Origin of the sequence: Aeromonas media, assembly GCF_020423125.1 — a bacterium.
Lineage (GTDB): Bacteria > Pseudomonadota > Gammaproteobacteria > Enterobacterales > Aeromonadaceae > Aeromonas > Aeromonas media.
Genome location: NZ_CP075564.1, coordinates 2591921 through 2618416 on the forward strand (window position 1 = coordinate 2591921; position 26496 = coordinate 2618416).

A 26496-nucleotide genomic window follows, 5' to 3' on the forward strand; every position below is an offset into this window, starting at 1 on the left:
TTTCTTTGTCTGGGCAGTGGCGGGGCGCGAGAGCCCGGGCGCCGCTCACAGCAGCAGGGTGGTGAGCACGCCTCCCGGCAGCGGCTGCCAGTGCAGGGTGCAGCGCCAGCCGGCAGGCAGGGTCGGCGTCAGCGGGACCTTCAGCTCCAGGGTGAGGCTCTGGGCCGTCATCCCCAGCCAGCGGGCATCGAGAAAGTCGAAATAGCGCCCCACCCTGGGATGGAGCGCCTTGAACAGGCTCTCCTTGGCGGAAAACACCAGGGTCAGCCCTCTGGCCCTGTCCAGCCCGAGCGCGCGGGCTCCGCCCTCCAGCCGTCCCCATTCATCCTCATCGACTATGCCGGGCCAGAGCTGACTCCCCTGCTCCGTCCCCAGCCAGGCCTCCAGATCCAGCCCCATTCCCCCCTGTGCGCGGCGCACCCCGCACAGCGCCACCCCCTGCCCCGCCAGCTGGCTGTGGCTGATGCTCCCCTCCATTCCCAAAGGCCAGAGGGGCTCGCGGGCGCTCCCGATGGCCACCCCATTCCCCGCAAGGCCAAAGGGGCGCAGGGCCTCGCGGGCCGCGAGGCGCCCCGCCAGAAACTCCCCCAGCCGCTTGGGGGCCGCATGCTGCAGGCTGGCGGGCAGCGCCATGCCGTGGGCCGCGAAGCAGGCGGGGGTAAAGGCAGCGGCATCGAAACAGATGCGATGCAGGGTCAAGGGGGGCGTACCCGGCAGCAGCAGGCGATCCCGTTGCAAAAGGAAGGAGGTGAGAGGGGATAAGGGGGGCATCTGAGCTCCTCGCAATGGCGCCTCATGGTAACAAAATCCCCAGGGCAGACACCACAAATACAAATGACAATGTTTCTCACTTGCGCTTCTGTGGTAGCATGTCCCCGCCCATTTGGACCCCGGTTTTAGGCTGACTGGCAGGCACACCCCACAGGGGCCGCCCGGCATGGGCCAAGAGTGCCGCCGATTTCACCCATTAAGGATGTAACCATGAAGATCTTCTCCCCCCTGGCCGCCGCGCTCATGCTGGCCAGCCTGGTCGGCTTTCAGGCCCAGGCAGGCACCCGCCAGGTGCTCGATGCCAACGGCCAGACCCACACTGTCCCCGAGGCGCCCCAGCGGGTCGTTGTGTTGAGCGAGCTCGATCTCGACAGCGCCCTGACCCTGGGGGTGCAACCGGTCGGCACAGTCAACGGTCGCGGCCAGTCCACCCTGCCCCGCTATTTGCTGGACAAGGCGGGCAAGGAGATCCAGGTGGTCGGGGATCTGGACAACCCCAATCTGGAGAAGCTGATAGACCTCGAACCGGATCTCATTCTCACCGGCCAGACCAAGCCCGAACTCCTGGCCCTGCTCAAGGAGATAGCCCCCACCGTCGTCACCGGCAACTGGGGCGAGCCCTGGAAAACCGTGTTCAACCGCAGCGCCAATGTGATGAACAAGGAGGCCGAGGCCAAGGCCTTCCTCGCCCGGTATGACGCCCGCCTGGCAGAGGCCCGCAGCAAGCTCGCCAAGCACCAGGGGGAGCAGGTGAGCATAGTGCGCTGGAACCCCAAGGGGCCTAGCTACATGCATGGCGGCACCTTCGCCAGCAGCGTGGTCACCGAGATGGGGCTGGCTCGCCCGGCCCACCAGATCGGCGACAAGAGCCCCCACTCCCCGGCCCTGAGTCTCGAATCCCTCAACCTGCTGGACGGTGACTGGCTGGTGGTCGGCACCCTCAGCACCAGCGGCGATGCGGTGGATGCCATGAAGCAGGCCGAGCAGACCCCGGCCTTCCAGCAGCTTGGCGCCATCAAGGGCAAGCGCTTCGGCGCCGTGGACGGATCGCTGTGGACCTCCACCGGCGGCCCCCAGGCGGCCCTCAAGGTGATCGACGACGTCGAGCAGCTGCTCACCAAGCCGGACGCGGCCCCCATCGCGCACTGATCCCCATCTCGGTTGACTGCCAACAAGAAGCCCGCATCATGCGGGCTTCTTTGTTTATCAACGCTTGCGAGCAACGGGCAATGCTACTCCGGCAGGGGCAGCGCCTTTCTGTCCAGTTTGCCGCTGCCGGTCTTGGGCAGGGCATCCAGCAGGATGAGCCGCGCCGGCACCATGTAGTGCGGCAGCGTCGCCTGCAGCCCCTTGCGCAGGGCGAGGCGATTGAGGGTCACCCCGCTTTTCACCTCCACGTAGCCCACCAGCATGGCCTCGTCCCCCTCACCCACCAGACGCACCGCTGCCTCCTGCACCCCTGCCTGGCGGCGCAGTCCCGCCTCCACCTCGCCGAGCTCGATGCGAAAGCCCCGCAGCTTGACCTGATCATCGCGCCGCCCCAGATAGAGGAAGCGGTCCGCCCCCAGCCGGCGCACCCGATCGCCGGTGCGATAGAGGCGATGGGTGGCAAGGCGCAGGAAGGCGGCGCTGGTCAAGGCCGGCTTGCGCCAGTACCCCTCGCACAGGGCCGGGCTCTCGATGCAGAGCTCGCCGCACTCCCCCTCCGCCACCGGCAGCCCCGCCTCGTCCAGCACCCAGTGCCGATAGCCGGGCAGGCTGTGGCTGATGGTGATCTGGCCCCCAGCCGGTGGCCAGCGCACCTCGCTCACCAGGGACCAGACGGTGGCCTCGGTGGGCCCGTAGCAGTTCCACAGCCGCCGGGTGCGGGCACAGAGCTGCTCGGCCAGACCTGGGTCCAGCGCCTCGCCGCCGCACAGGGCGGTGAGGGTATTGCGTCCCTGCCAGCCGGCCTTGAGCAGCATGCGCCAGCAGGCCGGGGTGGCCTGCAGCCAGTTGATGGAGGGGTCGCCCTCGAGCAGCGCCAGCATCCCCAGCGGATCCTTGTTGTGCTCGCCGCCGGCCACCGTCAACCGGCCCCCGCCCCAGAGCGGCCCCAGCATCTCCAGCAGGGAGATGTCGAAGGCCGGGGTGGTGATGAAGAGCCAGTGGCAGCCAGGTGAAAGCCCGAGCCGATCGCGGATCCCGTCGAGGAAGCAGAGCAGGGCCCGCCGGCTGATGACCACCCCCTTGGGCTCGCCGGTGGAGCCCGAGGTGAACATCATGTAGGCAGCCAGGGCGTCGTCCACCCTGGGCCAGGAGAGAGCCCCGCCGGGGGCCGGCCCCTTGAGGGGACGCAGGGGGCAACCGAAGTCCGGGGTCCCCGCCTCCTCATCGCAGATCACCGCCGAGAGCCTGGCCTGGCGGGCTATCCCCTGCAGCCGCTCCAGGGGAAAGTCCGGCTCCAGCGGCACGAAGCAGAGGCCGAGCCGCAGGCAGGCCAGCAGGCTGGCCACCAGATCCGGGCTGCGGGAGAGATAGAGGCCGACCCGCTCTCCCACCGCCAGCCCCTGCAGGCGGGCGGCAATCTGGCCGACCCTTGCATTGAGGGCGCCGTAGCTGAGCCACTGCCCTGCGGTTGCACCGTCACGGATCTCTGCCATTTCCACACTCATGCCCACGCCCATACGGATGGCGGGGGCCAGCGGGGTGGCGGCCAGACATGCCGCCAGCCGCGCGCCCAGGTTGGCCGCCCCCTCACGGGGGGCAAGCCGGGTTTGCACGAGCGAAGCCTCATGCTTGATGGTCACCGTCATAGTGCGGCCTCCGTTTGGCGCACCAGCCAATGCCGATAGAGCCGGCTGGGTGATGGGTGGGCCTTGAGCGTCTGCAGGGTGAGCGACGCCCGATCCTGGCCAAACGCCTCGTTGAGGGCCGCCAGCAGGGCGAGCTGCTGCACCGAATCCACCCCGAGTTCACACAGGGTCTGCTGCCAGATGCCGGGCACGCCGCACAGGCGCTCCCACAGGGCCACCAGCCTGCGGGCCTCGGCCGGCGGCTGAGCCAGGCCAGGTTCATCAGCCTTGGTGGCGGCCACTTGCGCCCTCACTGGGAACGGCGCGGCCGCCGCCACTCTGGCCGGCTGGCTCAGATCCGCTTGCGCCAGCCAGTCGAGCTCGGCCAGCCAGTCAGCCAGCACCGCCTCGGCCCGGGCCTCGGGGATCTGCTCGCCGTCGAATTCGAGGCGCAGCTGGAGCGTCTCGCCCCGACTGCTGACCACGAGCGACAGAGGCAGCTCCACCTTCTCCACCACGGCGCCAAACTGCGGCACCAGCTGGTGGGGTTCGGGGGCGGCAGGGGCCGCCGGCATGGGGTAGTTCTCGAACACGAACAGGCTCTGGAACAGACGCGCCCGACCTTTGGTCAGTGCCGCCAGCGACTGGGTGCCGTGCTCATTGAGCGCCATCAGGTCGGCTTGCAACCGGGCGATATGCTCGGCCAGGGTCAGCTCGGTGCGCCACGCCAGCGCCAACGGCAGGCTGTTGATGTAGAGCCCGACGTTCGCGGTGATCCCCTCGATGGGATAGTCCCGCCCTGGGGTCACGTTGCCCACCAGGGTGACGGCATCGCCAGAGCGGCGTGCCAGCAGACGGTGCCAGGCATATTGGGCCAACAGGCCCGCGGTCACGCCAAGCTCGCGGGCACGGCTCGCGAGCAAGGTTGCCACCTCGGCCGACAGCGCCGTGGCGCACACCGCCGGTCGCAGCTGGGTATGGCGCCCGCTTGAGCTAGCGTCCAGCGTCACCCCGAACAGGCAGGCGAGATCGTTAGGTGTTGCCAAGAGCTCGCCACGCCCCTGCCAGTAGGTCTCGGCGCTGCGGGTTCGGCTGGCGATATGGCGGCCAAATTCGAGCCAGGCGGTATCCGGCTCGCCCTGCGGCAACAGGCCGTTCATCAGCGCCTGATAGCCACGATGCAAGGAACCCAGCAACACGGGGCCGCTCCAGCCATCCAGCACGCCGTGATGGGCGCTGAAGATCACCTTGTGGTGATCGGGGGCCAATTTGAAGCAGGCAAGGCGCAGCAAAGGCGCCTGCTCCAGCGGGATCGGGCGGGCCAGATCCTGCTGGCGGTAGGCCGCGATGTGTGTCTCGGCCTCTGGATCCCCCACCAGATCCTGATAGTGGAACGGCAGCTCGGCGCGCTTGAGGATGCGCTGCAACGCGATCCCGTCTGCCAGCACCAGTTCGCTGCGAAGGGCCGGCCAGCGGGCGATCTGCCCCTGCCAGGCCTGACGGTAGACCGCCACATCCAGCGGCTGGTGATAGTCAAACTCGGTCTGCAGGTGATAAGCCGTGTCACCGGGCAGCAGCGCCCTGTGATGGAACATGCTCTGCTGAAGCGAGGTCATGGGCAGCAGGGTCTCCACCTCGCGCCCGGCCAGCACCCGATCGAGCGCAGCTTGGGAGAGTCCCAGCCCCGGGAAGTCGCTCGGGGTATGGCGCGGAGCCTTCACCGTACAGCAGTGCTCCACCAGCGCCGTCAGATTGTCCGCCAGCCGCGCCATCAGGGCGTCGCTCGCCTGCTGGTTGAGGGCGCCCACCTGACGCAGGGTGAGGCGGCCATCAAACACGCCCCCGTGCAGGCTGACCAGCTCGCGCGGCAGGTTGTCAGGGGACGTGGGTGCCCCCGGCGCCAGCGGCAGGGGCTGCCAGGGTTGAACAGCCTCGCCCTGATGGCTGACCCCCAGATAGTTGAAGACTACCATGGCTTCGGGCAGTGCCCTGCCACGAGGGTGGTGCAGCCGCAGGGCGTTGAAGCCCACCCCCTTGTCCGGCACGGCGCGCAGTTGCTCCTTGGTGGCGCACACCAGCGCATCCCACTCATTGGCATCCGCCAGCGCCAGCGGGTAGGTGCTGGTGAACCAGCCCAGGGTACGGCTCACGTCGAGTTCGGCATCGATGGCCTCACGGCCGTGCCCTTCCAGCATCACGCAGTGACGATTGCCGTAACCCTGCTCGCTCAGGGTACGGGTCAGTGCCGCCAGCAGCAGGTCGGGCACCCGGGTGAAGTAGGCCTGGTTGGCGGTGTCGATGAGACGGGCCGTGGTCTCCTGACTCAGTTGCAGCAGGCTGGCGGCGGCGCGGCCATTGGCGGCGCGTCGCTCCTCCAGCAAGCCTGGCTTGCTGGCCTCCCCCTGAGCCAGCCAGAAGCCAAGCTGATCCTCTTCCCGTTTGGCGTAGGCCGCGAGCCCCTCACCCCACTGGCGATAGCTGCTGCCCTTGGCGGGCAGCGGCTCGCCCCTGCTCACCCGGGCCAGATCCTCGGCCAGAATGCGCCAGGAGACGGCATCGATCACCAGGTGATGGAAGGCGAGGAAGAGCCCCTCCACCGTCTCGCCCTCCCGCTCGCCCTCGAGGGAGAGATTGCGCAGGCGGGCCCAGGCCAGGGTATGGCCGCTGGCAGGGTCGAAATCTCCCTGCAGCTCGGTCAGGCGGGCCTGTAGCCCGGCCTCGTCGAGATTGGCGGCATCCAGGGTCGGCAACGGCGGCAATGGCAGTTCGGCCAGATAGCGCTGACCGGCCGGGGTCACCGCCAGGCGCAGGGCATCGTGGTGCTGGCGCAGGGCATTCAGCCAGCTGCGCAGGGCCTCATCGTCCACCCCGGCCGGCAGGCGCAGGATCACCCCCTGGTTCCAGTGACCGGGCCTGGCAAAGCCCTGCTCGATGAACCAGTGCTGAATGGGGTGGAGCGGGAACTCGCCGGTCAGGCTGCCCTGCTCGCTCCTGTGGCTGACGGCTTGCTGCTGGCCGAGCTGGCGGCAGAGACGGCGCACCGTCTTGGCTTCGAACACGTCCTTCACGCTGCAGTGCAGCCCCGCATCCCGCAACCGAGTGGTGAGCTGGATGCTGAGGATGGAGTCACCGCCTAAGCGGAAGAAGTCATCCTCCACCCCGAGCGGTTGCTTGAGCACCCCTTGCCAGATGGCGAGCACGGTCTGCTCCAGTTCGTTTTGCGGCTCGCCCTTGCTCTGCTGCCAGACGATGGCGGGCAGGCGGCGCAAGTCCAGCTTGCCGTTGGGGGTGAGCGGCATCTCGTGCAGCCAGCAGAGGCGCACCGGCACCATGTATTCGGGCAGGCATTCGCCGGCCCGTTGCAGCAGGGCATCGCCGTCGGGCTCCCTTGCCCCGGCCTGCAAACAGGCGTACGCGAGCAGGCGCCCCTCCTGCACCACCACCTTGATCTGGCGAATGTCCGGGCACAATTCGGCGAGCCGGGTCTCTATCTCCCCCGGCTCGATGCGATAGCCCCGCAGCTTGATCTGCTCGTCAATCCGGCCCAGATACTGGATGTTGCCATCGCGGCGCAGCAGGGCCCGATCGCCGGTGCGATAGAGGCGATGGGCACGTTCCTCATTCGTTGCATCAAAGGCCAGCTCGATAAAGGCCTCCTGAGTGCGCGCCGGCAGATTGAGGTAGCCGCGAGCCAGCCCCAGCCCTGCCAGGCAGAGCTCGCCGGGCACCCCCACCGGGCAGAGGTTGCCCGCCTCGTCCAGGATCAGCGCCTTCAGGTTGTTGACGGGGCGACCTATGGTGATGGGCGCCCCCGGGGTGAGCCGCGCGCAGAGCGCGGTGACGGTGCACTCGGTCGGGCCGTACATGTTGAACAGCGCCACCCGCTCCCCCCAGCGCTCCACCAGGCTGCTCGGGCACGCCTCGCCACCAAAGCCGATGGCCTTGAGGGAACCGAGTTCCGCCGCTGGCAATAGATTCGCCAACAGCGCCGTGGGCAGGATCATGTGGCTGGCACCGCAAGCGATGGCGGCGCCGATCACCCCCTCCCCCGGCTCGCCGAAGTGCAGGGCCGCGCCGCAGTACAGGGGCAGCAAGGCGGTCATGTTGCCCGCATCAAACGAGAGGGACATGCAGTTGAACATGGCGCCATTCTGATCAATGGCGATGCGCTCACCGTGATCCGCCATCAGGTTGACCAGGCTGCCCTGCTCCACCATGACCCCCTTGGGCAGGCCGGTGCTGCCGGAGGTATAGATGATCTGGGCCAGCATGGCGGCGTCCCGAGGCAGTGCGGGCGTGCTGGTTGGCATCTTGTCCAGCGCAAGCTGGTGCAGATCGTGATACTCGGCAGTCGTGCCCGCCAGCGCCTCGCCAAGCCGCGGGTCTGGCACGCCGCCCAGCACCAGGCTGATGGCTGCATCGCCTAAGATATGGGCCAGCCGCTCGGCGGGATAGGCAGGATCCAGCGGCACACAGGCCGCCCCCGCCTTCCAGCAGGCGAGCAGGGCGATGACGAAGGCGACATCGCGTCTGGCCTGGATGCCGACGGCGGCGCCCGGGGTGATGCCTCGGGCCAGCAGCCAGTGGGCCAGCCGGTTGGCGCGCGCCTCCAGCTCGCCGTAACTCAGGGCACCCTCGCCGTCGCTGACCGCCAGGGCGTCGGGACGCTCCGCCGCGCGGCGTTCGATATGGCAGAGCAGGGTGTCGCGGTTGTGGTAGTCCCGCGGCAGGTCGGCAAGCTCGGCGGCCAGTGCGGCCCTGTCTGTGCCCGCCTCCAGGGGCAGTTGCCAGATATCGGTCTCCGGGGCCGCCACCACGGCGCGCATCAGGTGCAGCAGGCGATCGGCGTAAGACTGGATGGTCTCTCGCTCGAACAATGCGGTGGCGAACAGCCAGTCTACCCTGACGGAATCCATCAGCTCGGTCACCTTGACCGAGATGTCGGTCTTGGCGGGCAGCACGGGGGAGGTCTCCTCCACCAGCTGGCAGCCGGGGATGAGCTCGTTGAAATCCACCTTGGCCTGATAGACCAGCATGATCTGGAAGATGGGGTTGATGGCGGTAGTGCGATCCGCTCCTATGGCCTCGGCCAACGCCTCGAACCGATAGAGTTGATGGTCAAAGGCCGCCAGATCCTCCTCCCGGCACTGTTGCAGGTAGTCGATAAAGCTAGGCCGTCCCTCCAGCCGTGTTCTCAGCACCAGGGTGTTGACGAAGAAGCCCACCAGGGACTCTATCTCGTGGCGTTCGCGGTAGGCGAGCGGGGTGCCGATCACCACCTCCTTCTCGCCGCTCTGGCGCACCATCAGCAATGCAAACAGGGCGTGCAGACCGATGAAGTTGGAGGTGCTGTGGCGCTGGCAGAGGCGCTTGAAGCCCTCCCACAGGTCGCTCTCGATGGTGGAGAAGACCAGCTCGCCGCCGCTGTCCTGATGGGCCGGGCGCGGCTTGTCGAGCGGTAGACCGTGCACCTCGGGGCTGCCACCGAGCCGGTCGACCCAGAACGGCTTGAACTCGGCGTGATAGTCAAGAAAACGCGGCGAGTTGAACCAGCGGGCATAGTCGATGTAGGTGAGCGGCAGCTCGCTCACCTGCAGGGGCTCACGATTCTGATGGGCAAGAAAGGCGCGCTTGAGATCCGCGAACATGTTCTTGACCGACCAGCCGTCGGAGATGATGTGGTGCTGGGTGATCAGCAGCACGTGCTCGCGGCTGCCCAGCCGAATAAGATGCACTCGGCTGAGATCCCCCTGGGTCAGGGAGAAGGGGCGCCCTATCTCCTCGCGCACCCGCCTGGCCACATAGGCCTCGCGCTCGACATCAGGCTCTGCACTCACATCCTCTATCTGCAGTTTGAACGGCTGGTGGGGCAAGATCTCCTGGGCCCCCCTGCCCGCCTCGTCCTTGATGAAACGGGTACGCATGCTGGGGTGGCGGGCAAACAGGTGGTCGAAGGCAAACTCCAGCGCCGCCGTGTCCAACTCTCCCTTAACGCGAAAATAGACCGGCATATTGTAGAGGCGGGAGGCCTCCTCGTACTGCTCGATAAACCAGAGTCCGCTCTGGGAGGAGGAGAGCGGGCCGCTCAATGCCCCTTGCACCTCGATAGGTGCCTCGAAGGCGACGCGGGCCGCCAGGCAGCGCACCAGCTCATCCTTGTGGGCCTTGATGGTGGCGCCGATGGCCGGCGTCACCGCCTCCTTGCTCGACTGGGAGATAAGCTGGCCCTTGTCGTTCAGAGCCAGCTTCACTCCCTGCCGTTCCAGCTGTTTCAACAGCAAAATCATATTGTTCATCTGTTTCTCAAGCCTCAGGCACTCAGGGTGGCGCCACCGTCGGCGACCAGATCCTGCAGCGTGATGTGGCTGGCCAGATCCGAGGCCAGGAAGAGGACGGTATGGGCGATCTCCGCCGGGGTGGCTACCTTGCGCAGGGGGATGCCGAGCTTGAACTGCTCCGGCAACCCGGCAATGGTGCGGGCCATGGCCCCCTCGTCCGGCAGCATGCCGCGCAGCATGGGGGTATCCGTCGAGCCCGGCGACACCAGGTTGGCGCGCACGCCGAAGGGGGCCAGCTCCAGCCCCACCGTCTGGGTCAGGCTGGTGACCGCCGCCTTGGAGGCGCAATAGGCCGCCATCTGCATGCGCGGCACATGGGCGGCGTTGGAGCCTATGGTGACGATGGCACCGCGCTGCTGCCCCTTGAAGTGAGGTACCAAGGCCCGCAGCAGATAGAAGACACCGCTGGCGTTGACCGTCATGCAGTCGTGCCAATCTTGGTCGGTCAGGCTTTCGGTGGGGCCGAGGCGCAATACCCCGGCCCCGTTGACCAGCACATCCAGCCCGCCGTCCGCCAGCAGCGCTGCACAGCAGGCGTTCACCGCTGCGGCATCGCCAATATCGAGCAGCCGGGTGGCATAGGGATAGCCGGCTTCGGGAAACGCCAGATCCAGCCCCACAACGGACGCGCCGGCGGCCACGAACTGCGTCGCCACCTCGCGGCCGATGCCGCGCCCGGCCCCGGTCACCCAGACCCGCTTGCCACTGAAATCAAAGGCCATCTTATGCTGTTCCTTCATCATCTTTCCCATCACCAGACCATCTCCACGCTCTCTTCGTCTTCGGTCAGCTTGCCGTCGAGGAAACGGCAGAAGTCGTCCAGACGGGGGTGATCGAAGACATCGGAGACCTTGACCTGCACCCCGAACTCGGCGCCGAGCCGGTTGACTATCTGTATGGTCTGCAGGGACTGGCCCCCCAGCTCGAAGAAGTTGTCCGCAGGCGCCATGGTGGCGAGCCCCAGGATCTGCTGCCAGATGGCGCCGACCCTGTTCTCAGTCTCGCTGCCCAGGGTCAAGGCTTCGCCGCCCGCCTGGTAGGCGGCCAGCAGGGCTTTGCGATCCAACTTGTTGGAGCCGGTGCGGGGCAGCTGGTCATAGTGGCGATAGTCGGTGGGGATCATGGCGGCGGGCAGCACCCTGGCGAGCTGCGCCTTGATGATCCGGCTGTCGCGCTCCGGCCCCGCCACAAAGGCCACCAGCCGGCGCACGCTGCCCTGACTGATGCCTTGCACGCAGGCCTCGTCCACCCCGGGCAGAGCCAGCAGCTGGGCCTCCACCTCGCCGGGCTGGATGCGATAGCCGCTTATCTTGAATTCGTTGTCGCGCCGGCCGAGGTAGACCAGCCGGCCGGCCGCCAGCCGCACCCGATCGCCGGTGCGATAGACGGGCAGATCCTCTTCACCGATCCTCAGGGTGCCAAAGCTCCCTTGCACGCCCCCCACATAGCCATTGGCCAGCTGCGGGCCGAGCAGCACCAGCTCCCCCTCGCTGGCAGGCTGTTCCCCTGCCCCCAGAATGAGCGCCTGCATGCCGGGCAGCGGCAGGCCTATGGGCAACTGGGCCTGGCTCGGATCTTCCCGCTGCAGCTCCTGGGTGGTCACCACCACTGTGGTTTCGGTGGGGCCATAGGTATTGAAGAGGCGCACATCGGAGCGGCCCTGACGCTGCCACTGGGCCAGCTGCTCGGGGTAGACCGCCTCGCCGCCGATGATGACGGTGGCCAGATTGGCAGGAATGTGGGCCTGACCCGCCGTCAGCGCCACCACCCATTCGTTCCAGAACGCGGTGGGCAGGTCGAGGTGGGTGATCCCCATCTGCTCCACCCCGGCCGCAAAGGCGAGCATGGATTCGAGCAGGGCGTCGGTGCGCAGCACCAGGGTGGCGCCGGCGCTCAGGGTGGCGAACACCTCCTCGATGCTGGCGTCGAAGTTGAAGGGGGCGAATTGCAGCATCCGCGCGTCTTCATCCAGGTGATAGCGGCAGCGAGCTGCGGCGGCGAAGTGATCGAGTGCCCCGTGACTGACCGCCACCCCCTTGGGCAGACCGGTCGAGCCCGAGGTGAACATCAGGTAGGCGACGGCGCGGCCGGCGGCCGGTTGGTTCAAGCGGTTATCGCTCACCAGATCCCCCGCCAGCAGCGTGCGCCCCTCGAACAGGCTGGCCAGCTTGTGACGGTACTCGGCCTGGGTGATCAGGGTCTTGACCTCCCCCAGCCGCAGTATGTGGCCCTGGCGCTCCAGCGGCTGCTCGGGGTCGAGCGGCACATAGACGGCGCCCGCCAGCAGCACCGCCAGCTGGGCGAAGATGGCCTGGGGGGTGCGGGCCAGCATGACCCCCACCTTGTCGCCGGGAGCGACACCGGCAGTCTGCAAAGCGGCCGCCATCTGTTCGGATCTGGCCAGCAGCGCCTCGTAGCTGAAGCGGGCCTCTCCCTGCTCCAGCGCTATCTTGTCCGGGGTCTGGGCGGCGAAGTGGCAGAGCGCCTCCAGCACCGGCCGCACCTGGAGAGCTTCATGGGCGGGACCGGCAATCAGGGCCCTGGCTCGCTGCTCGGCCAGCCAGCCGGCCTTGAGCGCCCCCAGGGTCTGGACGGGCTCGACCAGCCAGCGGCCCAGCAGGGCAAAGAGGGTATCGGCGATGGCCGCCAGATCCCCCTGCTGGTAGCAACCCGGGTTGGCGTCCAGATCCAGGCGTGGCTGGCCATCGGCGCCAACCTGCACCTCTATGGTGAGATCCTCCACCGGGCCGGCGCTGATGTTGAGAATGTGGGCACTGAGCGGCCCAAAACGGCGGGCGTGATCGAAGGGCATGATGTTGACCAGGAGGCCGAACAGCCGTTTGTCTCCCCCCACAAGGCCAAGGTCGCGGCGCAGCAGCTCGTAGCGGTAGTGCTGGTGCTTGCGCACCCCGCGCTTGACCTTGGCCACGGCGCCGGCGGCCCCCGCCAGACTCAGCCCCTCTTCGAGCTCCAGAGCAAGGGGGGTGATGTTCATCTGCATGCAGGGCACTGTCAGCGACGCCGAGCCGATGCGGTTCATCATCATCAGGCCAAGCAACGTTTGTTGCTGGCCACTGGCAAGGGAGAGCTGGGCCGAGAGGCCGGCCAGCAGCAGATCGGGCCAACCCAGCTTGTGCTCGTCGGCAAAGCCGATCAGCGCCTGCCACAGCGCCGCGGGCAGCGGACGGCTCTCGCGGATAAATTCGGCGGCGATGGGGGCGCGGGTCTCGCCAAAGGATTTCACCTCGGGCCAGGCTTGCAGTTGCTCCTGCCAGAAGCTGCGGGCGGCAGCGTTCTTGCCGCTCTCCTCGCGGGCCAGCTCTTCGGCCAGTACCTCATCCAGCAGGCCAAACGGTGATGGCGACGGCACAGCCCCTGCCAGCCCTTCGCCATAGAGTTCGGCGATACGCTGGAACAGCAAGGTGGTGCCAAAGCCGTCCAGGGCTATGTGGTGCACGCAGCTGTAGAGGTAATCCCGACCGGGGCCACGCAGCAGGGCGAAGCGGCAGGGCGCCTCTTGGGTCAATGCGAACGGACGGCGCAGATCGGCCCATGCCCAGGCGCGGGCAGCAGCCTCGTCATCGCTTTCAAGGTTCACCTCGTCATAGGCGAGTGGGGCCTCGTCCGAGACGAAGCAGACCGCCTCCCCATCGTCTTCGAAGTGGCCCTTGAGCGCCTCGCACTCACCCACAGCCCGGGTGAGCGCAGCCACCAGCACGGCCACGTCGACCTTGCCATCAAAGGCGATGCACTCGGCGGTGTTGAACATCGCCTTGTCGTCCTTGAGTAGATGACCGGACCAGAGCCCCTGTTGGGGTATGGTCAGAGGGAAGCGGCTCATGGCGTCACCTCCAGCGCCTGTGCTGCCAGCTTGGCCTCGATCAAACGCCACCAGCCGTTGAGGGTCGGCAGCTTGGCCAAGTCCACGAAGCCCAGCTCCACCCCGGCGGCGCGCCACTCTGTGAGCAGAGACATGATGCGCACCGAATCCAGGCCGTAGTCGATGAGGTTCTCGTCCGGGTCAAACTCCCCTTCGTCTTCATCGATATGGCTCAACAGCCGCGCCTTGAGTCCCTCATACGTCAGCAACGGATTGGTCTGGACGGCGAAAATGGAAGCCGGGGCGAGTGCCAGCACCTCCTCGCAGGGGATCACCTTGCCGCAGCGGGTCGCCACATAGTCGAGCGCCATCTGGTGATCGGCCTGGGAGAAGTCCGCTATCCCGTCTGCCAGGAAGAAGGGCTGGATGTCGCGCATGAAGGCGTCACAGGCGGTCATCATGCAGCCGATATGGCCGTAGATGCCGCCTATGATGAGCTGATCCCGCCCCAAGTCTTTGAGCATCTGTTCGAGTTCGGAGCGCTGGAAGGCGCTGTAGCGCCACTTGACCAGCACTGTGTCGTCAGGCTCCGGGCACAGTGCTGCCACCACCTGTTGCAGCTCGGGACTCTTGTTCAGACCCGGGCCCCACATGTCGTTGAGCAGGGCCCTGTCCTCGGGGGTCTGATCCTTGGGCTGGGCTGTGTAGAAGACCGGAATGCCGAGGGCCTTGCACTGCTTCCGTACCGCGGCGAGCCGTTCGGTGAGATCGCGGATGAGCGGGCTGTTCTCGCCGTAGAAGGCGGTGAAATATTCCTGCATGTCGTGGATCAGCAGGGCGGCGCGTTTGGGATCCAGGGTCCAGTTGGCCTTGTTGGCCTTCCACTGGCTGGGCATGGCGTAGTTGTTCAGGGTTGGGATAGCCATAACGTCATGATTCCTTTTTAGTTTTAAGCTGTGGTCAGGGGCTGGCCGGCGGCGATGAGGTGCGCGATGCGCGCTCGCAGCCCCTGCTTGTCAATCTTGCCCACCGCCGTCATGGGCAGGGCATCCAGGGTTTCGAAACGGTCGGGCAGCTTGAAGTCCGCCACCCCGCGCTCGCGCAGAAACTTGCGCAAGGCCAGCGGCTTGAGACCTGGCTCGGTGGTGACGATAAAGGCGCAGCTCTTCTCCCCCATGGCGCTGTCGGGCATGGAGACCAGGGCCGCCTGGGTGATGGCCGGATGGTGCAGCAGTTGGTTTTCCACCTCTTCCGCCGCTATCTTCTCGCCGCCTCTGTTGATCTGATCCTTCTGCCGCCCCACCACCGTCAGGTAGCCGTCCTGGTCTTGCACCACCAGATCCCCGGAGCAGTAGAAGCCCTCCGCATCAAACACCCGGGCGTTGTGGGTCGGGCTCTGGTAGTAACCGCGGAAGGTATAGGGACCGCGGGTGTGCAGGGCGCCGGGCTGGCCGGGGGCGACCGGATTGCCCGCCTCGTCGAGGATGCGCACCTCGTCGTCCGGGCTCATGGGGCGGCCCTGGGTGTGGATGATCTTCTCGTCGCTATCATCCAGCCGGGTGTAGTTCACCAGCCCCTCCGCCATGCCGAACACCTGTTGCAGCCGACAGCCGAGCAGCGGGGTGATCTTGCGCGCCACCGCTTCGGCCAGCTTGGCGCCGCCCACCTGCAGCAAGGCCAGGCTCTCGATCTGACTGCGGACGGACGGATCAGATTCGGCCGCCTGCAACCAGAGGGAGACCGCCGGCGGCACCAGGGAGGTGAGGTTGACCTGGTGGCGGGCAATCAGCGGGAAACAGCTGATGGGGCTGGGATCTTGCGCCAGCACCACGGCGCCGCCTGCCTCGAACACCCCCAAGGCGCCTGGGGAACTCAGGGGAAAGTTGTGGGGGGCAGGCAGGGCGCACAGATAGCGGGTATGGGGCCCCAGCTCACAGATTTCATTGCTGCGGCGCACGCTGTAGAGGTAGTCGTCGTGGGTGCGCGGGATGAGCTTGGGGGTGCCGGTGCTGCCACCGGAGAGCTGGAAGAAGGCCACCTCGTCTGCCGGAGTCGGGCCATGGACGGGGATGGGCAATTCTTCGCTCCTGGCCAGATCACTCAGCCAATGGGTCAGCCCCAGTTCCCCGCTCTCGCCATCGAGCAACACCAGCTCGGCGCCTATGCCTCGCAGCAGATCACTGTGGCGATCCCCGCTGGCAAACAGCGAATGGGCGAGCGAACCGATAAAGAGGCGGGGCCGGATCTGTTCGGCGTAAGAGGCCAGCTCCAGCCGGTTGTGGCTAAAGAGCGCGTTGACCGGGGCAATGCCGACTTTGAGCAGGGCGAAGAACACCAGATAGAACTCGGCCACGTTGGGGAGCTGCACCAGGGCTGTATCCCCCACCCCCAGGCCGTGGCGGGCCAATCGCCCGGCCAATCGGCTCGAGGCGGCGTCCAGCTCGTGATAACTGAAGCGGCGCTCGCCGCAGAGGATGGCGGCGGCATCGGGGGCCAGCTCGCACTGACGCACCAGCATGGCGGTCAGGGGCTCGCCGCGCCAATAACCCTTGGCACGGTACTGCTTGGCCAAGGCTTCGGGCCAGCGGCTATAGGGCAGGAAACGGCTGGCATCGCTCATTGCGCCACCTCCAGATCCAATCCTAGGGCTTTGAGCATTGTGCCCAGCTTGGTGCCAGTCTCGGCCCACTCCATGGCGGGATCCGACCCCGCCACTATGCCGGCGCCAGCAAACAGCTCCACCTGATGACCATCGAGCACGCCGCAGCGGATCACCACGGCCCACTCGCCGTTGCCCTGGCTGTCACACCAGCCGACGATGCCGCTGAACAGGGCGCGCCTGAAAGGCTCCTGCTCACGGATGAACTGGCGCGCAAGATCGGTGGGATAGCCGCACAGGGCCGGGGTGGGATGGAGCTGGCAGGCAAGAGAGAGCACTGAGGCGTCGCTGCCATGCAGCTGGCCCGCTATGGGGGTACCCAGATGCCAGAGGGTGTCCGTGCTCATCAGGGTGGGTTTTGGGGGGATCACCAGCTCGCGGCAGTGGGGGGTCAGCACCCGGCGGATCTCGTCGATCACCAACTTGTGTTCATGCTGATCCTTGCGAGAGGCCAGCAGATCCCGGGCCACCGCCTCGTCCTGCACCGGCTCGCTCGCCCGTCTGGCGGAACCCGCCAGCGGGTGGGTGAAGACCTCTCCCCCGCTGACCCGCAGCAGCAGCTCGGGGCTGGCCCCAAGCAGTCGGCGGCCCTGACCGAGCGGTAAGGAGAAGTGGAAGGCGTGGGGGTTCTGAGCCATCAGACGGGCCAGCACCCGCTCGGGGTCGGCGGGCTTGTGCAGGGCGAGGATCAGCTTGCGCGACAGCACCACCTTGGCAAGCTTGCCTTGGGCGAACGCATCCAGCGCCGCACTCACCGAGGCCTTGAATTCACCCGACGCCGGGGTGCTCTGCACCGCGATGACGCTGTTGGTCTCGGCGGTCTGCTCTTCTGGCGCGGCACGATCCCCCCGCTCATAGCGGCCGGGCACATAGAGACAGGAGGCTTCCGCCGGATCGAAGGCGAAGGCACCGATCAGCAAGGGGTTGGCCTGGCCGGCGGCCCTGGCAGCATCGAGGGCCCGGGTTATCTGCTGCGCCAGCAGAGACCAGTCACCGGCTGGGGTCGCTATGGGTTGACCCAGGTCATAGGCACCAAGGCTCCCCTGACCCGAGGTAAACAAGAAGTCTGGCGGTGTGTCCGCCTCGGCAGGTGCGCCATTTTCCATTACACGAGTATTCACGTTACACCCTCAAAAAGACTCAAAATGATAATGATTATCAGTTTGATTTTGTGCGGCGGTAAAATACTCGCTTTGAAATCACGGGGTCAATGGGATTTTGAGTCGATAAAACAGGGGCTTTTCTATGGGTATTGGCACTATGGCGCCGCGGCGGGCCTGCTGGCGCAGGGGGTGGCAACGCTACTCGAATGAACACGGATTGCCATCCCCATATGGGGATGCGACAGAAACGGGGTCAGGCTGCCCCCACTGGCGGCCGACCCGCTTTGCCCCTAAGATGGCGCCATCTGTTGTTGCCACCCATTTGATGGAATCTTCCCATGTTAAAGCACCTGCTTCTGCTCCCCTTCGCCCTGCTGCTGGCGGCCTGCTCCCTCACCCAGTACAGCGTCAGCGAGGGCGAGATCAACCAGTACCTCAAGGAGCGAGTCGCCTTCGAGAAACAGCTGGGGATCCCCGGCATCATGTCGAGCAAGATCCGCCTGGACGACATGGAGAGTCGCATCGGTCGCCGCCAGACCGACCGGGTCGAGCTGGATGCCGCCGGTGATCTGGAGGTGGCGAGCCCTCTTGGCAGCCAGCAGATGAAGATCCGCCTCTCCCTCAGTGCCCGCCCGGACTATGTGGCCGAGCAGGGCGCCATCTACCTGCGTGACCTCGAACTCATCTCGGTCAAGACAGAGCCGGCCGACGTGGGGGCCGCCCTCACCCCGCTGCTGCCCACCTTCAACCAGTCCCTCTCCCTCTTCCTCTCCCAGACCCCTGTCTATCGGCTGGATGGCAGTCGCAAGAACGAGGCCAGGATCAAGGAGAAGGTCGAGGCCCTCAAGGTGGAGCCGGGTCGTCTGGTGATCCCCTTCAAGCTGATGTAACGCCTGCCGCCGCGCCCTCCTTAAGGGCGCGGTTTTTTCTTCTCAAGACATCCCCTTTGCCCCATAATGCACACCATTCTCATTTAGATTCATGAGAAGCGTCATAATAAAATCAAACATATGGGTAAAAAGGACATGAGAAAAACCGTACTGGTGCAGGCGATCGCCTGTGCATTGCTCAGCAGCGCCGCGCACGCTGCCGTCAAGGTGGAAGACAAGACCTTCAACACCGCCGCCAACATGCTGGCCTACACCGAATTCGAACTCTCCGGCGAGCCGCTGGCCGAGGCGCTGGGGCTGGATCTGAACGTGCTGGACGCCAACCGCGCCGACGAGCCCACCCCGTTCGACTTCGCCGCCGGCATCGAATCCTATGAATACTCCGAAGAGGCCATGTACGCGCTGAACTACCAGTCCGGCATGGGCCCCCATCTGGTGAACGGACCACAAAACCAGGCGCGCGGTGGCACCCTGGACGACTTGGGCAAGCGGGTGCTGGCCATGGCCGAGGCCGTCGGCTTCCCGGCCGATGAAATTCCCCAGGGCATGTATCCCCTCTCCCTGCCCTACGCCTCCGCCAACCCGGAGTTCGCACAAGCCGTGAACGCCACCCCGGTCAACGGCGACCAGATCACCATCAAGACCGCCAAGGGCAACGAGAAGAGCGTCAAGACCCAGGTCCCCGCCTACTTCCGCGACTACGCCACCCTGCGCTGGAGCGGCAGTGACAACCTGCTGGTCCCCGCAGCCGTGGGCGGCATCCTGCTCAAGGAGGTGATGTGGTCCCAGGACTTCCTGGGCGGCATGCACGTGGCCGAGAGCGATGAAGAGGTGGAAGCCGCGTCCGCCACCATGGATCAGGACGGCAAGCACAAGCTGGGCGTCTCTGCCGCCGACGGCTTCAACGGCATGATGCTGACCGAGCAGTCCATCGACAAGCTGGCCATCCTGCAGGGCCAGATCGGCTTCGATGGCAAGCAGCTGGGCGCCAAGATCACCCCGCAGTACGATCCGGCCAAGGGTGTGGTCTATTTCCCCCATCAGGTGAAGGTGACCGAGACCGGCAAGAATGACGTCGGCGCCATCGGCAAGCTGGAGGTGGTGGACGGCTCCGCCCAGTTGCGTGACGCCTGGATGCTGCTGTGGCCGCTCTCCGAGTTCTACGCCTTCAGCGATCAGCGCGGCGCCAACACCAACCAGAACCCGGCCTTCCACGCCGTGTTTGACGGCGCCCCGTTCGCCGCCGCCCCGGCCGCCAACCAGACCAACGATCTAGGCAAGGCGGTGGCGGGCAGCGATGCCTTCTCCCTGGCGCTGAATCTCTCCAACCTGACCTTCAAGAACCTGGCTGCCCTGCACTTCGAGCCCAAGGCCGGCACCCTGGTCGACAGCTGGCAAGCAGGCAAGCAGGGCAAGCACGTCACCACCTTCGACGCCGCCTACGCCCTGGTCGCCCTGCAGATCTTCCAGCGCGCCCAGGATGCGCTGCCGGTCGGCTACGCCGCCGGTGACAATGGCGAGCTGAACCTCAAGACTCAGCAAGGTCAACAGGCGCTCGAGCTGGTGCGCAAGCAGGCTGACTTCATCCTCGGCAAGCTGGTGGGCACGAACGGTCTGGTCCATGACGGTCTGACCCTGGGTGGCAAACTTGACGCCGGCCAGTCCATCGACGCGCAGTTTGCCGCCATCCGCGGCCTGACCGCCGCCTTCCTGGCCACCTCGGATGCCAAGTATCGCACCGCGGCGCGCGAGCTCTTCATCGCCACCGACAAGGCTTACTTCAATACCAAGGCGGGTACCTGGCTGGCAAGCAAGCAGGGTGAATACACCCCCTGGACCCAGGCCGCCATCTCCGGCGCCCTGCGCTCCGCCATGCTGAACCTGCGCAACGAAGGGGCCGAGAAGGCACCCGAGCTGGAGCTGGCCAAGCTGACCGGTCAGTACGTGAGCTGGTTCCGTGGCACCGTCAACGGCGGCATGCAGATGGCCGAGTGGGTCGGCGACTCCGGCGAGAACGTCATCGACGGCGCCGGTGGTGACACCGACGAAGATGGCGTGCCGCAAGTGACCGCCGCCGGCGGCAAGCACGGCACCGCCATGGTGATGGCCGCCAAGGCCCTGATCACCGAAAAATAATCAGCAGCCCGGCTGAACAGACAAAGGGAGCCATATCGGCTCCCTTTTTACTTGTGACGTCTGACGTTGGTAATGGTGTCACCCCAGCTTGGCCAGCATCTCCTTGGTCACCAGCACTATGCCCTGCTCGGAGCGGTAGAAGCGGCGGCTATCCTCGTCCGCGTTCTCCCCCACCACCAGACCATCGGGTAGCTTGCAGCCCTTGTCCACCACCACCCGGCGCAGGCGGCAGCCCGCCCCTACTTCGACACCGGGGAAGATCACCGCCTGATCCAGGGTGCAGAAGGAGTGCACCCGCACATTGGTGAAGAGCACCGAGTTTAGCACGAAGGAGCCGCTGACAATCGATCCCCCCGCGAACATGGAGTTGATGGTCATGCCATGCTGGCCGTTTCTGTCCTGCACGAATTTGGCGGGAGGCGACATGTTCTGGCTGGTCCAGATGGGCCAGTTCTCGTCATAGATGTCGAGCTCGGGCACCACGGAGGCGAGATCCATGTTCGCCTCCCAGAAGGAGTCCAGGGTGCCCACGTCGCGCCAGTAGGGTTTCTGTCCCTCCTTGGCCCCCACGCAGGAGATGGTGAAAGGGTGCGCAAAGGCCTTGCCCTCTCCCACGATGCGCGGGATCACGTCCATGCCGAAGTCGTGTTTGGACTCCAGGTTGTGGATGTCCTCCTCCAGCAGCTGATAGAGATATTCCGCATCGAAGATGTAGATCCCCATGGAAGCCAGGGAGACCTGGTCATTGCCCGGCATGGCGGGCGGGTTGGCCGGTTTCTCGACGAAGGCGCGGATCTTGCGCTGCTCGTCGATGTCCATCACCCCGAAGGCGGACGCCTCCGCACGCGGCACCTCGATGCAGGCCACCGTCACCTTGGCGCCGAGGCGCACGTGATCGAGCAGCATGGCGGCATAGTCCATCTTGTAGATGTGATCCCCCGCCAGCACCACTATGTATTTGGGGCCGTAGTCGCGAATGATGTCGACGTTCTGGTAGATGGCATCGGCGGTGCCGCGATACCAGTGCACCTCGTCCACCCGTTGCTGGGCCGGCAGCAGATCGATGAACTCGTTCATCTGATAGCGCAGGAAGGACCAGCCGGATTGCAGGTGGCGTAACAGGCTGTGGGACTTGTACTGGGTGACCACACCCACCCGGCGAATGCCGGAGTTGATGCAGTTGGAGAGCACGAAATCGATGATGCGGAACTTGCCGCCGAAATGGACGGCGGGCTTGGCGCGGTTGTCGGTCAACTGCTTCAGGCGACTACCGCGTCCCCCTGCGAGCACCAAGGCCATACTCTGATTCAATAGTTGCCGTGCTTTGGCTGTGTCTACGGGTTCTAGCAACATATTTACCTCTGCTCTGTTGGGGCTGTTTTCAACCCATCTTCGCTTTTTTCACAAACTATGAAAGTGTTTTCACTCACATTTAGTTGCTTTCCGCCGGTCCTTTTCACGGAGTTGCGTGAGTACTCATGCTTTGTGCCGGCGGCTTGGTTAGAATTTCTACATCATGAACATCATCAAGGATGAAACGATGTTGAATAAACACGAGGGAAATCTGCTGCTGGTCAGCGCCCTGGTCTGCATTCCCATGCTGTTGCTGCAGGGGCTCTGGCTTGCGCCCCCGGTCTCCCCCCTCACCCTGCTGCTGGTTCTGATGACCACCATCATTGGCTTTGCCATGCTGCTCTTTCTCACCCACAGCGTGCGCAAGGGGGAACGGGCGAGGCAGGAGCAGCGCTGGCTGCTGGCGCTGCAGCAGCGGGATCCCGCCATGCTGGACAGCCCGCAGGCACAAACGGCGCTACGCCAGTTACTCGCCTCCTTCAGTGAAGCCGAACTCGATGCACACCGCCAGATAAGCGAACTGCACAATCAGGCGACCCGGGACGAGATGACGGGCCTGCGCAACCGCCATGCGTTCAGGCGCGATCTAACCGAACTGCTGCAACAGGAGAATACCCAGACCGCCATCCTGGTGCTGGTCCGTGCCACCGAGCTTGGCAAGCTCAACGCCCAGCGCGGCTTCCAGTCGGGGGATGCCTACATCAAGGACATCGCCAGCCTCATCACCCACACGGTGATCCGCTTCCCTGGCCATCAGGTCTATCGTATCTCGGGGGCCGACTTCGCGGTTCTGATGCCACCGCTGGCCCAGATCCCCCCCCACCTGCTGGGGCGGGATCTGAAACTCGCCTTCGATCGCTATCAGCACGAACACGAGCTGGACAGTGCCGCCTACTCGGGCATGACCCGGCTCAGCAGCGAACAGAAGATAGAGGCCATCCTGGCCCGAGCCGATCTTGCGCTGGCCCGTGCCCAGACGGAAGCGGTCAACGGCTGGGCCATCCAGCAGAGTGACGAGGTGGTCGAGTTGCAGGGGCAGCGTCACTGGACCCAGGTACTGACCGATCTACTGGAGCAGGAGAGCGTCAGCTTTACCTGCCAGCCCATCCAGCCCCTGCATCGCGGCATGCAGGCTTATCACGAGATCTACCCCCGCTTTTGCAGCAGCGACGGCACCACGCTGCCGAGCGACACCCTGCACGCCATGGCCCAACGTCTGGACATGGTGCTGCGCCTGGCGCAAATGGTGATCCGCCACGTCATCCGTCAATACCGCGCCTTCGGTGGTCACAACAGCCGCTGGGGCCTCAACCTGCCGGGCACCTTGCTGCAAAACAGCGCCTTCCTCATCTGGCTCGATCACCAGTTGCAAAAAGACCCCGACATCAGCGCCAACCTGGTGTTCGAGATAGATGAGGAACATCTGGAGCGCAACCTGACGGGGGCGAGGCGGCTGTTCGAGTTGCTCAGGCGCCACGGCAGCCGCTCGGCCATCTGCAACTTTGGCAAGGGGATAGGCTCCTTCAGCCTGTTTCGTGAGCTCAAACCCGACTACATCAAGCTGGACCCCGGCCTCATCACCGAGCTGGAGCAGGATCTGACCAACCAGCAATTCGTGCGGATGATAGTCGACGTCTCCCATCGCATGGGCAGTCTGGTGATAGCGGAAGGGGTCGAGCAGATAGGGCAGAAGCAGATGCTGCAAGGCATGTACGTAGACGGGTTGCAGGGGTATCTGATCGCACGGCCCCAGGAGCTGGGACCGGAGATGAGCCAGATGGCGTTTTTTACGGAGAGCGTTTCAACTTCAGCAGGGTCAGAATGATGTCATTGAGCTGGCGATAGCGCTCCAGCTCCTTCTGATCGTAACGGGTCGCCAGCATGGTCGGGTTGTGGCGATTCTTGAGGTAACGGTTGATCTGAAGACGATTGAACCCGGCCACCTTGTAGACCTGTCCCAGCAGAGCATTGAGCTCTTCGTCATCCAGCCCGGCCCGGATCAGATAGTCCTCCTGGGACGGGCTCTCCAACTGACAACTCTGCTTGTCGAGGTGGCCGCTCTCCTGCAGATAGGCGAGCCACTGTTCCACATAGAGCGGCTTGCAGCCGGCCAGCAGATCGAAATATCCCACCGCATCGCAGCGACAGTCGGTCAGTAGCACCAGGGCCAGGGCATCGCTGTCACACTGGAAAGTCACGGGACCGCTCTGGCCCCAATCCAGTGCCTGCACCCGGATCCGGGCCCGTGCGCCCGCGCGCGTGGTCACGTCAAAGACAAACATGGCTCCTCCCGATCGGCAAAGGGTTGATGATGACCCATCTCGGTGATGGGTGCAAAGCCAAATCACCCGCGGATGTTGGTGCTTCCGCGGGCATAAAAAAAACCGACGGCCTCACAGCCGTCGGTTCTGGTCTCGACGAGGGCCCGATGAGGGGCACTCAATGCAGCACAGTTCAGGCGTCCAGTTCCACCAGCGCCTTGGCCAGCTCGATGGGCTCGAGCTCCTGGCCTTCCAGATCGGCGTTCCAGTTCGGGCCGACCAGCACATCATCTTCGTCCAGATCGTTGATCCAGATGTCGAGAAACTCTTCCAGCTCGATCACTTCCGGCTCGTAGTCCGCCCACTCGTCCACGCAGTGCAGACGGGCATCGCCCTCGGCAGACCAGAGCGGCATGACGTCGGCATCCTCGAACTCGGCAGAGCGGCACACTACCCAGTCTTCACCGTAGCGCAGACCCCACACCTGACCCGACTCGCGGACTTCTTCGATGAACAGCTGGAAATTGGCGTCAAGATTGTCAGTTAGTTTGCTCATGGGGTCTCTCTCTTGCAGGCGGTTGGCCAACGCTGGCCAATAATGGGGCTGATGGTGTCCCAAAAGCCCCCCAGACTCAAGCCTTATCCCCAAAAAGGCGGGGATAAGCACCATCAGGTACGATATTGGGCGACCAAGGCCCCCAACTCATCGCAGGAGAGCGCCAGCTGGCTTGCCGCCTGCTCGGTCAACCGGTTCTGAGCCAGGGCATCCGCCGCCAGCCCGGTGATGGCTACCAGTCGCTGGTTGATCTCCTCGGCCGCCCGGCTCTGCTCGGCCGCCGCCGTCGCTATCTGGCTATTCATGGCGGTAATGGTGTGCACAGACCCATCGATGGCATGGATGGCGCCGTCGGCATCACCGGCACGCTCGGCGGTGGAACGGGAGAGTTGCTGCAACTGGGTGATGCTGCTGACCACCCGGCCCGCCCCCTCCTGCAGCCGCTGGATCATCTGCCGGATCTCGTCGGTGGAGCTGTGGGTGCGAGTGGCCAGGGTGCGCACCTCGTCGGCAACCACCGCAAAGCCGCGCCCCTGCTCCCCGGCCCGGGCCGCCTCGATGGCGGCGTTGAGCGCCAGCAGATTGGTCTGCTCCGCCACCCCCCGGATCACGTCAAGCACAGATCCAATCTGCTGGGTCTCCTGCTCGAGCCGGCTCACCGCCTGCACCGTCTCCACCATCTCGTCCGCCAGCTGGCTGATGGTCTCCCGGGTCTGGGCCACCACCTGGCGCCCGTGCTGGGCGAGGTTGAGCGCGGAGTCCGCCGCCTCGGCGGCCTGAGCCGCGTGCTGGCCCACTTCGCGGCTGCTCACCGTCATCTGCTCCATGGCGCTGGCCACCCGCAGGGTATCCTGCTCCTGGCCGGTGACGATGGCGCCTGTCCGATCGACGACCTGGGCCAGCTGGTGCGCCTGCTCCCTGTTTTGGGCCGTGATCTGCTGGCTGCGTCCCACCAGCTGCGCCATCTGACCGGCGAAGAGGTTGAAGTTGACCGAGAGCTGGCTCAACTCGTCCCGGCCCGACTCCGGCAGCCGAAAACGCAGATCCCCCTCACCTCTGGCGATGTTGCCGAGGGCCGATACCGACTGGGAGAGGGGCACCACTATGCTGCGCACGATGAGCCCGACTACGGCAAACAGCAGGAGGGCCAGCACCAGGCCTACCCCGAGCAGGGTGCGCAGCACCTCCTGATACTGGCCTTCGACGTCGTCCACATAGACGCCGGTGCCGATGATCCAGTCCCAGGGGGCGAAGCGCTTGATGTAGGAGATCTTGCGTACCGGCTCCTCCACGCCGGGCTTTGGCCAGTAATAGGCTACCTCCCCCGCGCCCTGCGCCCGCGCCAGATCGGCGAAGGCCACGAACAGCCTGAGCCCTTGTTTATCCTCCACCCCGGAAAGGTCCTTGCCATCCAGCTCGGGTTTCATGGGGTGCATCACCATGGTGGGGTGGCTGTCGTTGATCCAGAAGTAGTCGTCGGCGCCATAGCGCAGCCCCTTGATCAGCGCGAGGGCCTCGGCCTTGGCACTCGCCTCGTCGAGCTCTCCCTTGCGTACCCTGGCCTCCAGCCCCGCCACCAGGCTGTAGGCGGTCTCGACCTGGGCCCGGGTCTGGCGGCTCTTCTCCCCCATCAGCCCCTGCTGATAGATCTGCAGGCAGAAGAACAGCAACAGTCCCAGCAGCGCCAGCACCATCAGGGTCACCAGCGACAAGCGCCGGCCGATACTCCATTGTCTCAACATACCCTCGTCCCGTACCAGCTACATGTTGTTAACAAGGTATGTCGCCATGGCGCGGCCTGTCCACGATGACAGCAAAAGCAGTGCCAAAAACAT

The 26496-nt window shown here is 65.3% G+C and carries 17 protein-coding genes; 5 read left to right on the forward strand and 12 right to left on the reverse strand.

The window, feature by feature from the left end; genetic code table 11:
- Positions 1 to 45 precede the first annotated feature (45 nt).
- Positions 46 to 771: a 4'-phosphopantetheinyl transferase family protein gene (locus KI797_RS11895; RefSeq protein ID WP_226169462.1), complete on the reverse strand. Its 726-nt coding sequence runs from the start codon at positions 769 to 771 to the stop codon at positions 46 to 48.
- 210 nt (positions 772 to 981) lie between these two features.
- Between KI797_RS11895 and KI797_RS11900 the strand changes: the two genes are divergently transcribed.
- The gene (locus KI797_RS11900; protein ID WP_161507301.1) at positions 982 to 1920 is read left to right on the forward strand and encodes an ABC transporter substrate-binding protein; all 939 of its coding nucleotides are present in this window, start codon (positions 982 to 984) and stop codon (positions 1918 to 1920) included.
- Between the two features lie 83 nt (positions 1921 to 2003).
- Here KI797_RS11900 and amoH read toward each other — a convergent pair whose 3' ends face one another.
- Genes amoH through KI797_RS11935 form a run of 7 tightly spaced genes read right to left on the reverse strand, consistent with a single transcriptional unit; the run spans position 2004 to position 17483 of the window.
- Positions 2004 to 3566, reverse strand: a complete 1563-nt coding sequence (gene amoH, locus KI797_RS11905) for an amonabactin biosynthesis glycine adenylation protein AmoH (RefSeq protein ID WP_042648507.1) — start codon at positions 3564 to 3566, stop codon at positions 2004 to 2006.
- Positions 3563 to 9841 (reverse strand): amonabactin biosynthesis non-ribosomal peptide synthetase AmoG, encoded by a 6279-nt coding sequence (gene amoG, locus KI797_RS11910; RefSeq protein ID WP_226169464.1) that lies wholly within the window; start codon positions 9839 to 9841, stop codon positions 3563 to 3565. The genes amoH and amoG overlap by 4 nt, the downstream gene beginning before the upstream one ends.
- Positions 9842 to 9855: 14 nt before the next feature.
- Complete coding sequence (gene dhbA / locus KI797_RS11915) at positions 9856 to 10605, reverse strand: 2,3-dihydro-2,3-dihydroxybenzoate dehydrogenase (RefSeq protein ID WP_226169465.1); 750 nt, start codon at positions 10603 to 10605, stop codon at positions 9856 to 9858.
- A gap of 29 nt (positions 10606 to 10634) precedes the next feature.
- Positions 10635 to 13724 carry an amonabactin biosynthesis non-ribosomal peptide synthetase AmoF gene (gene amoF, locus KI797_RS11920; RefSeq protein ID WP_226169466.1) on the reverse strand — a complete coding sequence of 1030 codons (3090 nt, stop codon included), beginning with the start codon at positions 13722 to 13724 and terminating at the stop codon, positions 10635 to 10637.
- Positions 13721 to 14629 carry an isochorismatase family protein gene (locus KI797_RS11925; RefSeq protein WP_226169467.1) on the reverse strand — a complete coding sequence of 303 codons (909 nt, stop codon included), beginning with the start codon at positions 14627 to 14629 and terminating at the stop codon, positions 13721 to 13723. Before KI797_RS11925 ends, amoF begins: the two co-directional genes overlap by 4 nt.
- A gap of 23 nt (positions 14630 to 14652) precedes the next feature.
- A complete protein-coding gene (locus tag KI797_RS11930) occupies positions 14653 to 16323 on the reverse strand; it encodes a (2,3-dihydroxybenzoyl)adenylate synthase (RefSeq protein WP_226169468.1) in 1671 nt (556 codons plus the stop codon).
- Positions 16320 to 17483: an isochorismate synthase gene (locus KI797_RS11935; RefSeq protein WP_226169469.1), complete on the reverse strand. Its 1164-nt coding sequence runs from the start codon at positions 17481 to 17483 to the stop codon at positions 16320 to 16322. The genes KI797_RS11930 and KI797_RS11935 overlap by 4 nt, the downstream gene beginning before the upstream one ends.
- Before the next feature lie 24 nt (positions 17484 to 17507).
- On the opposite strand from KI797_RS11935, the gene KI797_RS11940 reads away from it, so the two are divergent.
- The 3 genes from KI797_RS11940 to KI797_RS11950 all read left to right on the forward strand — a co-directional run bounded on the left by KI797_RS11940 (position 17508) and on the right by KI797_RS11950 (position 20491).
- Positions 17508 to 17675 (forward strand): hypothetical protein, encoded by a 168-nt coding sequence (locus KI797_RS11940; protein WP_162627438.1) that lies wholly within the window; start codon positions 17508 to 17510, stop codon positions 17673 to 17675.
- Positions 17676 to 17803: 128 nt separating this feature from the next.
- Positions 17804 to 18355 carry a lipoprotein gene (locus KI797_RS11945; RefSeq protein ID WP_226169470.1) on the forward strand — a complete coding sequence of 184 codons (552 nt, stop codon included), beginning with the start codon at positions 17804 to 17806 and terminating at the stop codon, positions 18353 to 18355.
- Positions 18356 to 18490: 135 nt separating this feature from the next.
- Positions 18491 to 20491: a hypothetical protein gene (locus KI797_RS11950; RefSeq protein ID WP_226169471.1), complete on the forward strand. Its 2001-nt coding sequence runs from the start codon at positions 18491 to 18493 to the stop codon at positions 20489 to 20491.
- Positions 20492 to 20569: 78 nt separating this feature from the next.
- Here KI797_RS11950 and glgC read toward each other — a convergent pair whose 3' ends face one another.
- A complete protein-coding gene (glgC, locus tag KI797_RS11955; protein ID WP_042648499.1) occupies positions 20570 to 21844 on the reverse strand; it encodes a glucose-1-phosphate adenylyltransferase in 1275 nt (424 codons plus the stop codon).
- A gap of 187 nt (positions 21845 to 22031) precedes the next feature.
- Here glgC and KI797_RS11960 point away from each other — a divergent pair, with 187 nt between their 5' ends.
- Positions 22032 to 23669: an EAL domain-containing protein gene (locus KI797_RS11960; RefSeq protein WP_226169472.1), complete on the forward strand. Its 1638-nt coding sequence runs from the start codon at positions 22032 to 22034 to the stop codon at positions 23667 to 23669.
- Here KI797_RS11960 and KI797_RS11965 read toward each other — a convergent pair.
- The 3 genes from KI797_RS11965 to KI797_RS11975 form a co-directional block, all read right to left on the reverse strand.
- A complete protein-coding gene (locus tag KI797_RS11965; protein ID WP_226169474.1) occupies positions 23632 to 24126 on the reverse strand; it encodes a hypothetical protein in 495 nt (164 codons plus the stop codon). The two genes, KI797_RS11960 and KI797_RS11965, sit on opposite strands and share 38 nt — an antisense overlap.
- A gap of 172 nt (positions 24127 to 24298) precedes the next feature.
- Complete coding sequence (locus KI797_RS11970) at positions 24299 to 24661, reverse strand: DUF2750 domain-containing protein (RefSeq protein WP_010674427.1); 363 nt, start codon at positions 24659 to 24661, stop codon at positions 24299 to 24301.
- 113 nt (positions 24662 to 24774) lie between these two features.
- Positions 24775 to 26403 (reverse strand): methyl-accepting chemotaxis protein, encoded by a 1629-nt coding sequence (locus tag KI797_RS11975; RefSeq protein ID WP_226169476.1) that lies wholly within the window; start codon positions 26401 to 26403, stop codon positions 24775 to 24777.
- Between the last annotated feature and the right edge of the window lie 93 nt (positions 26404 to 26496).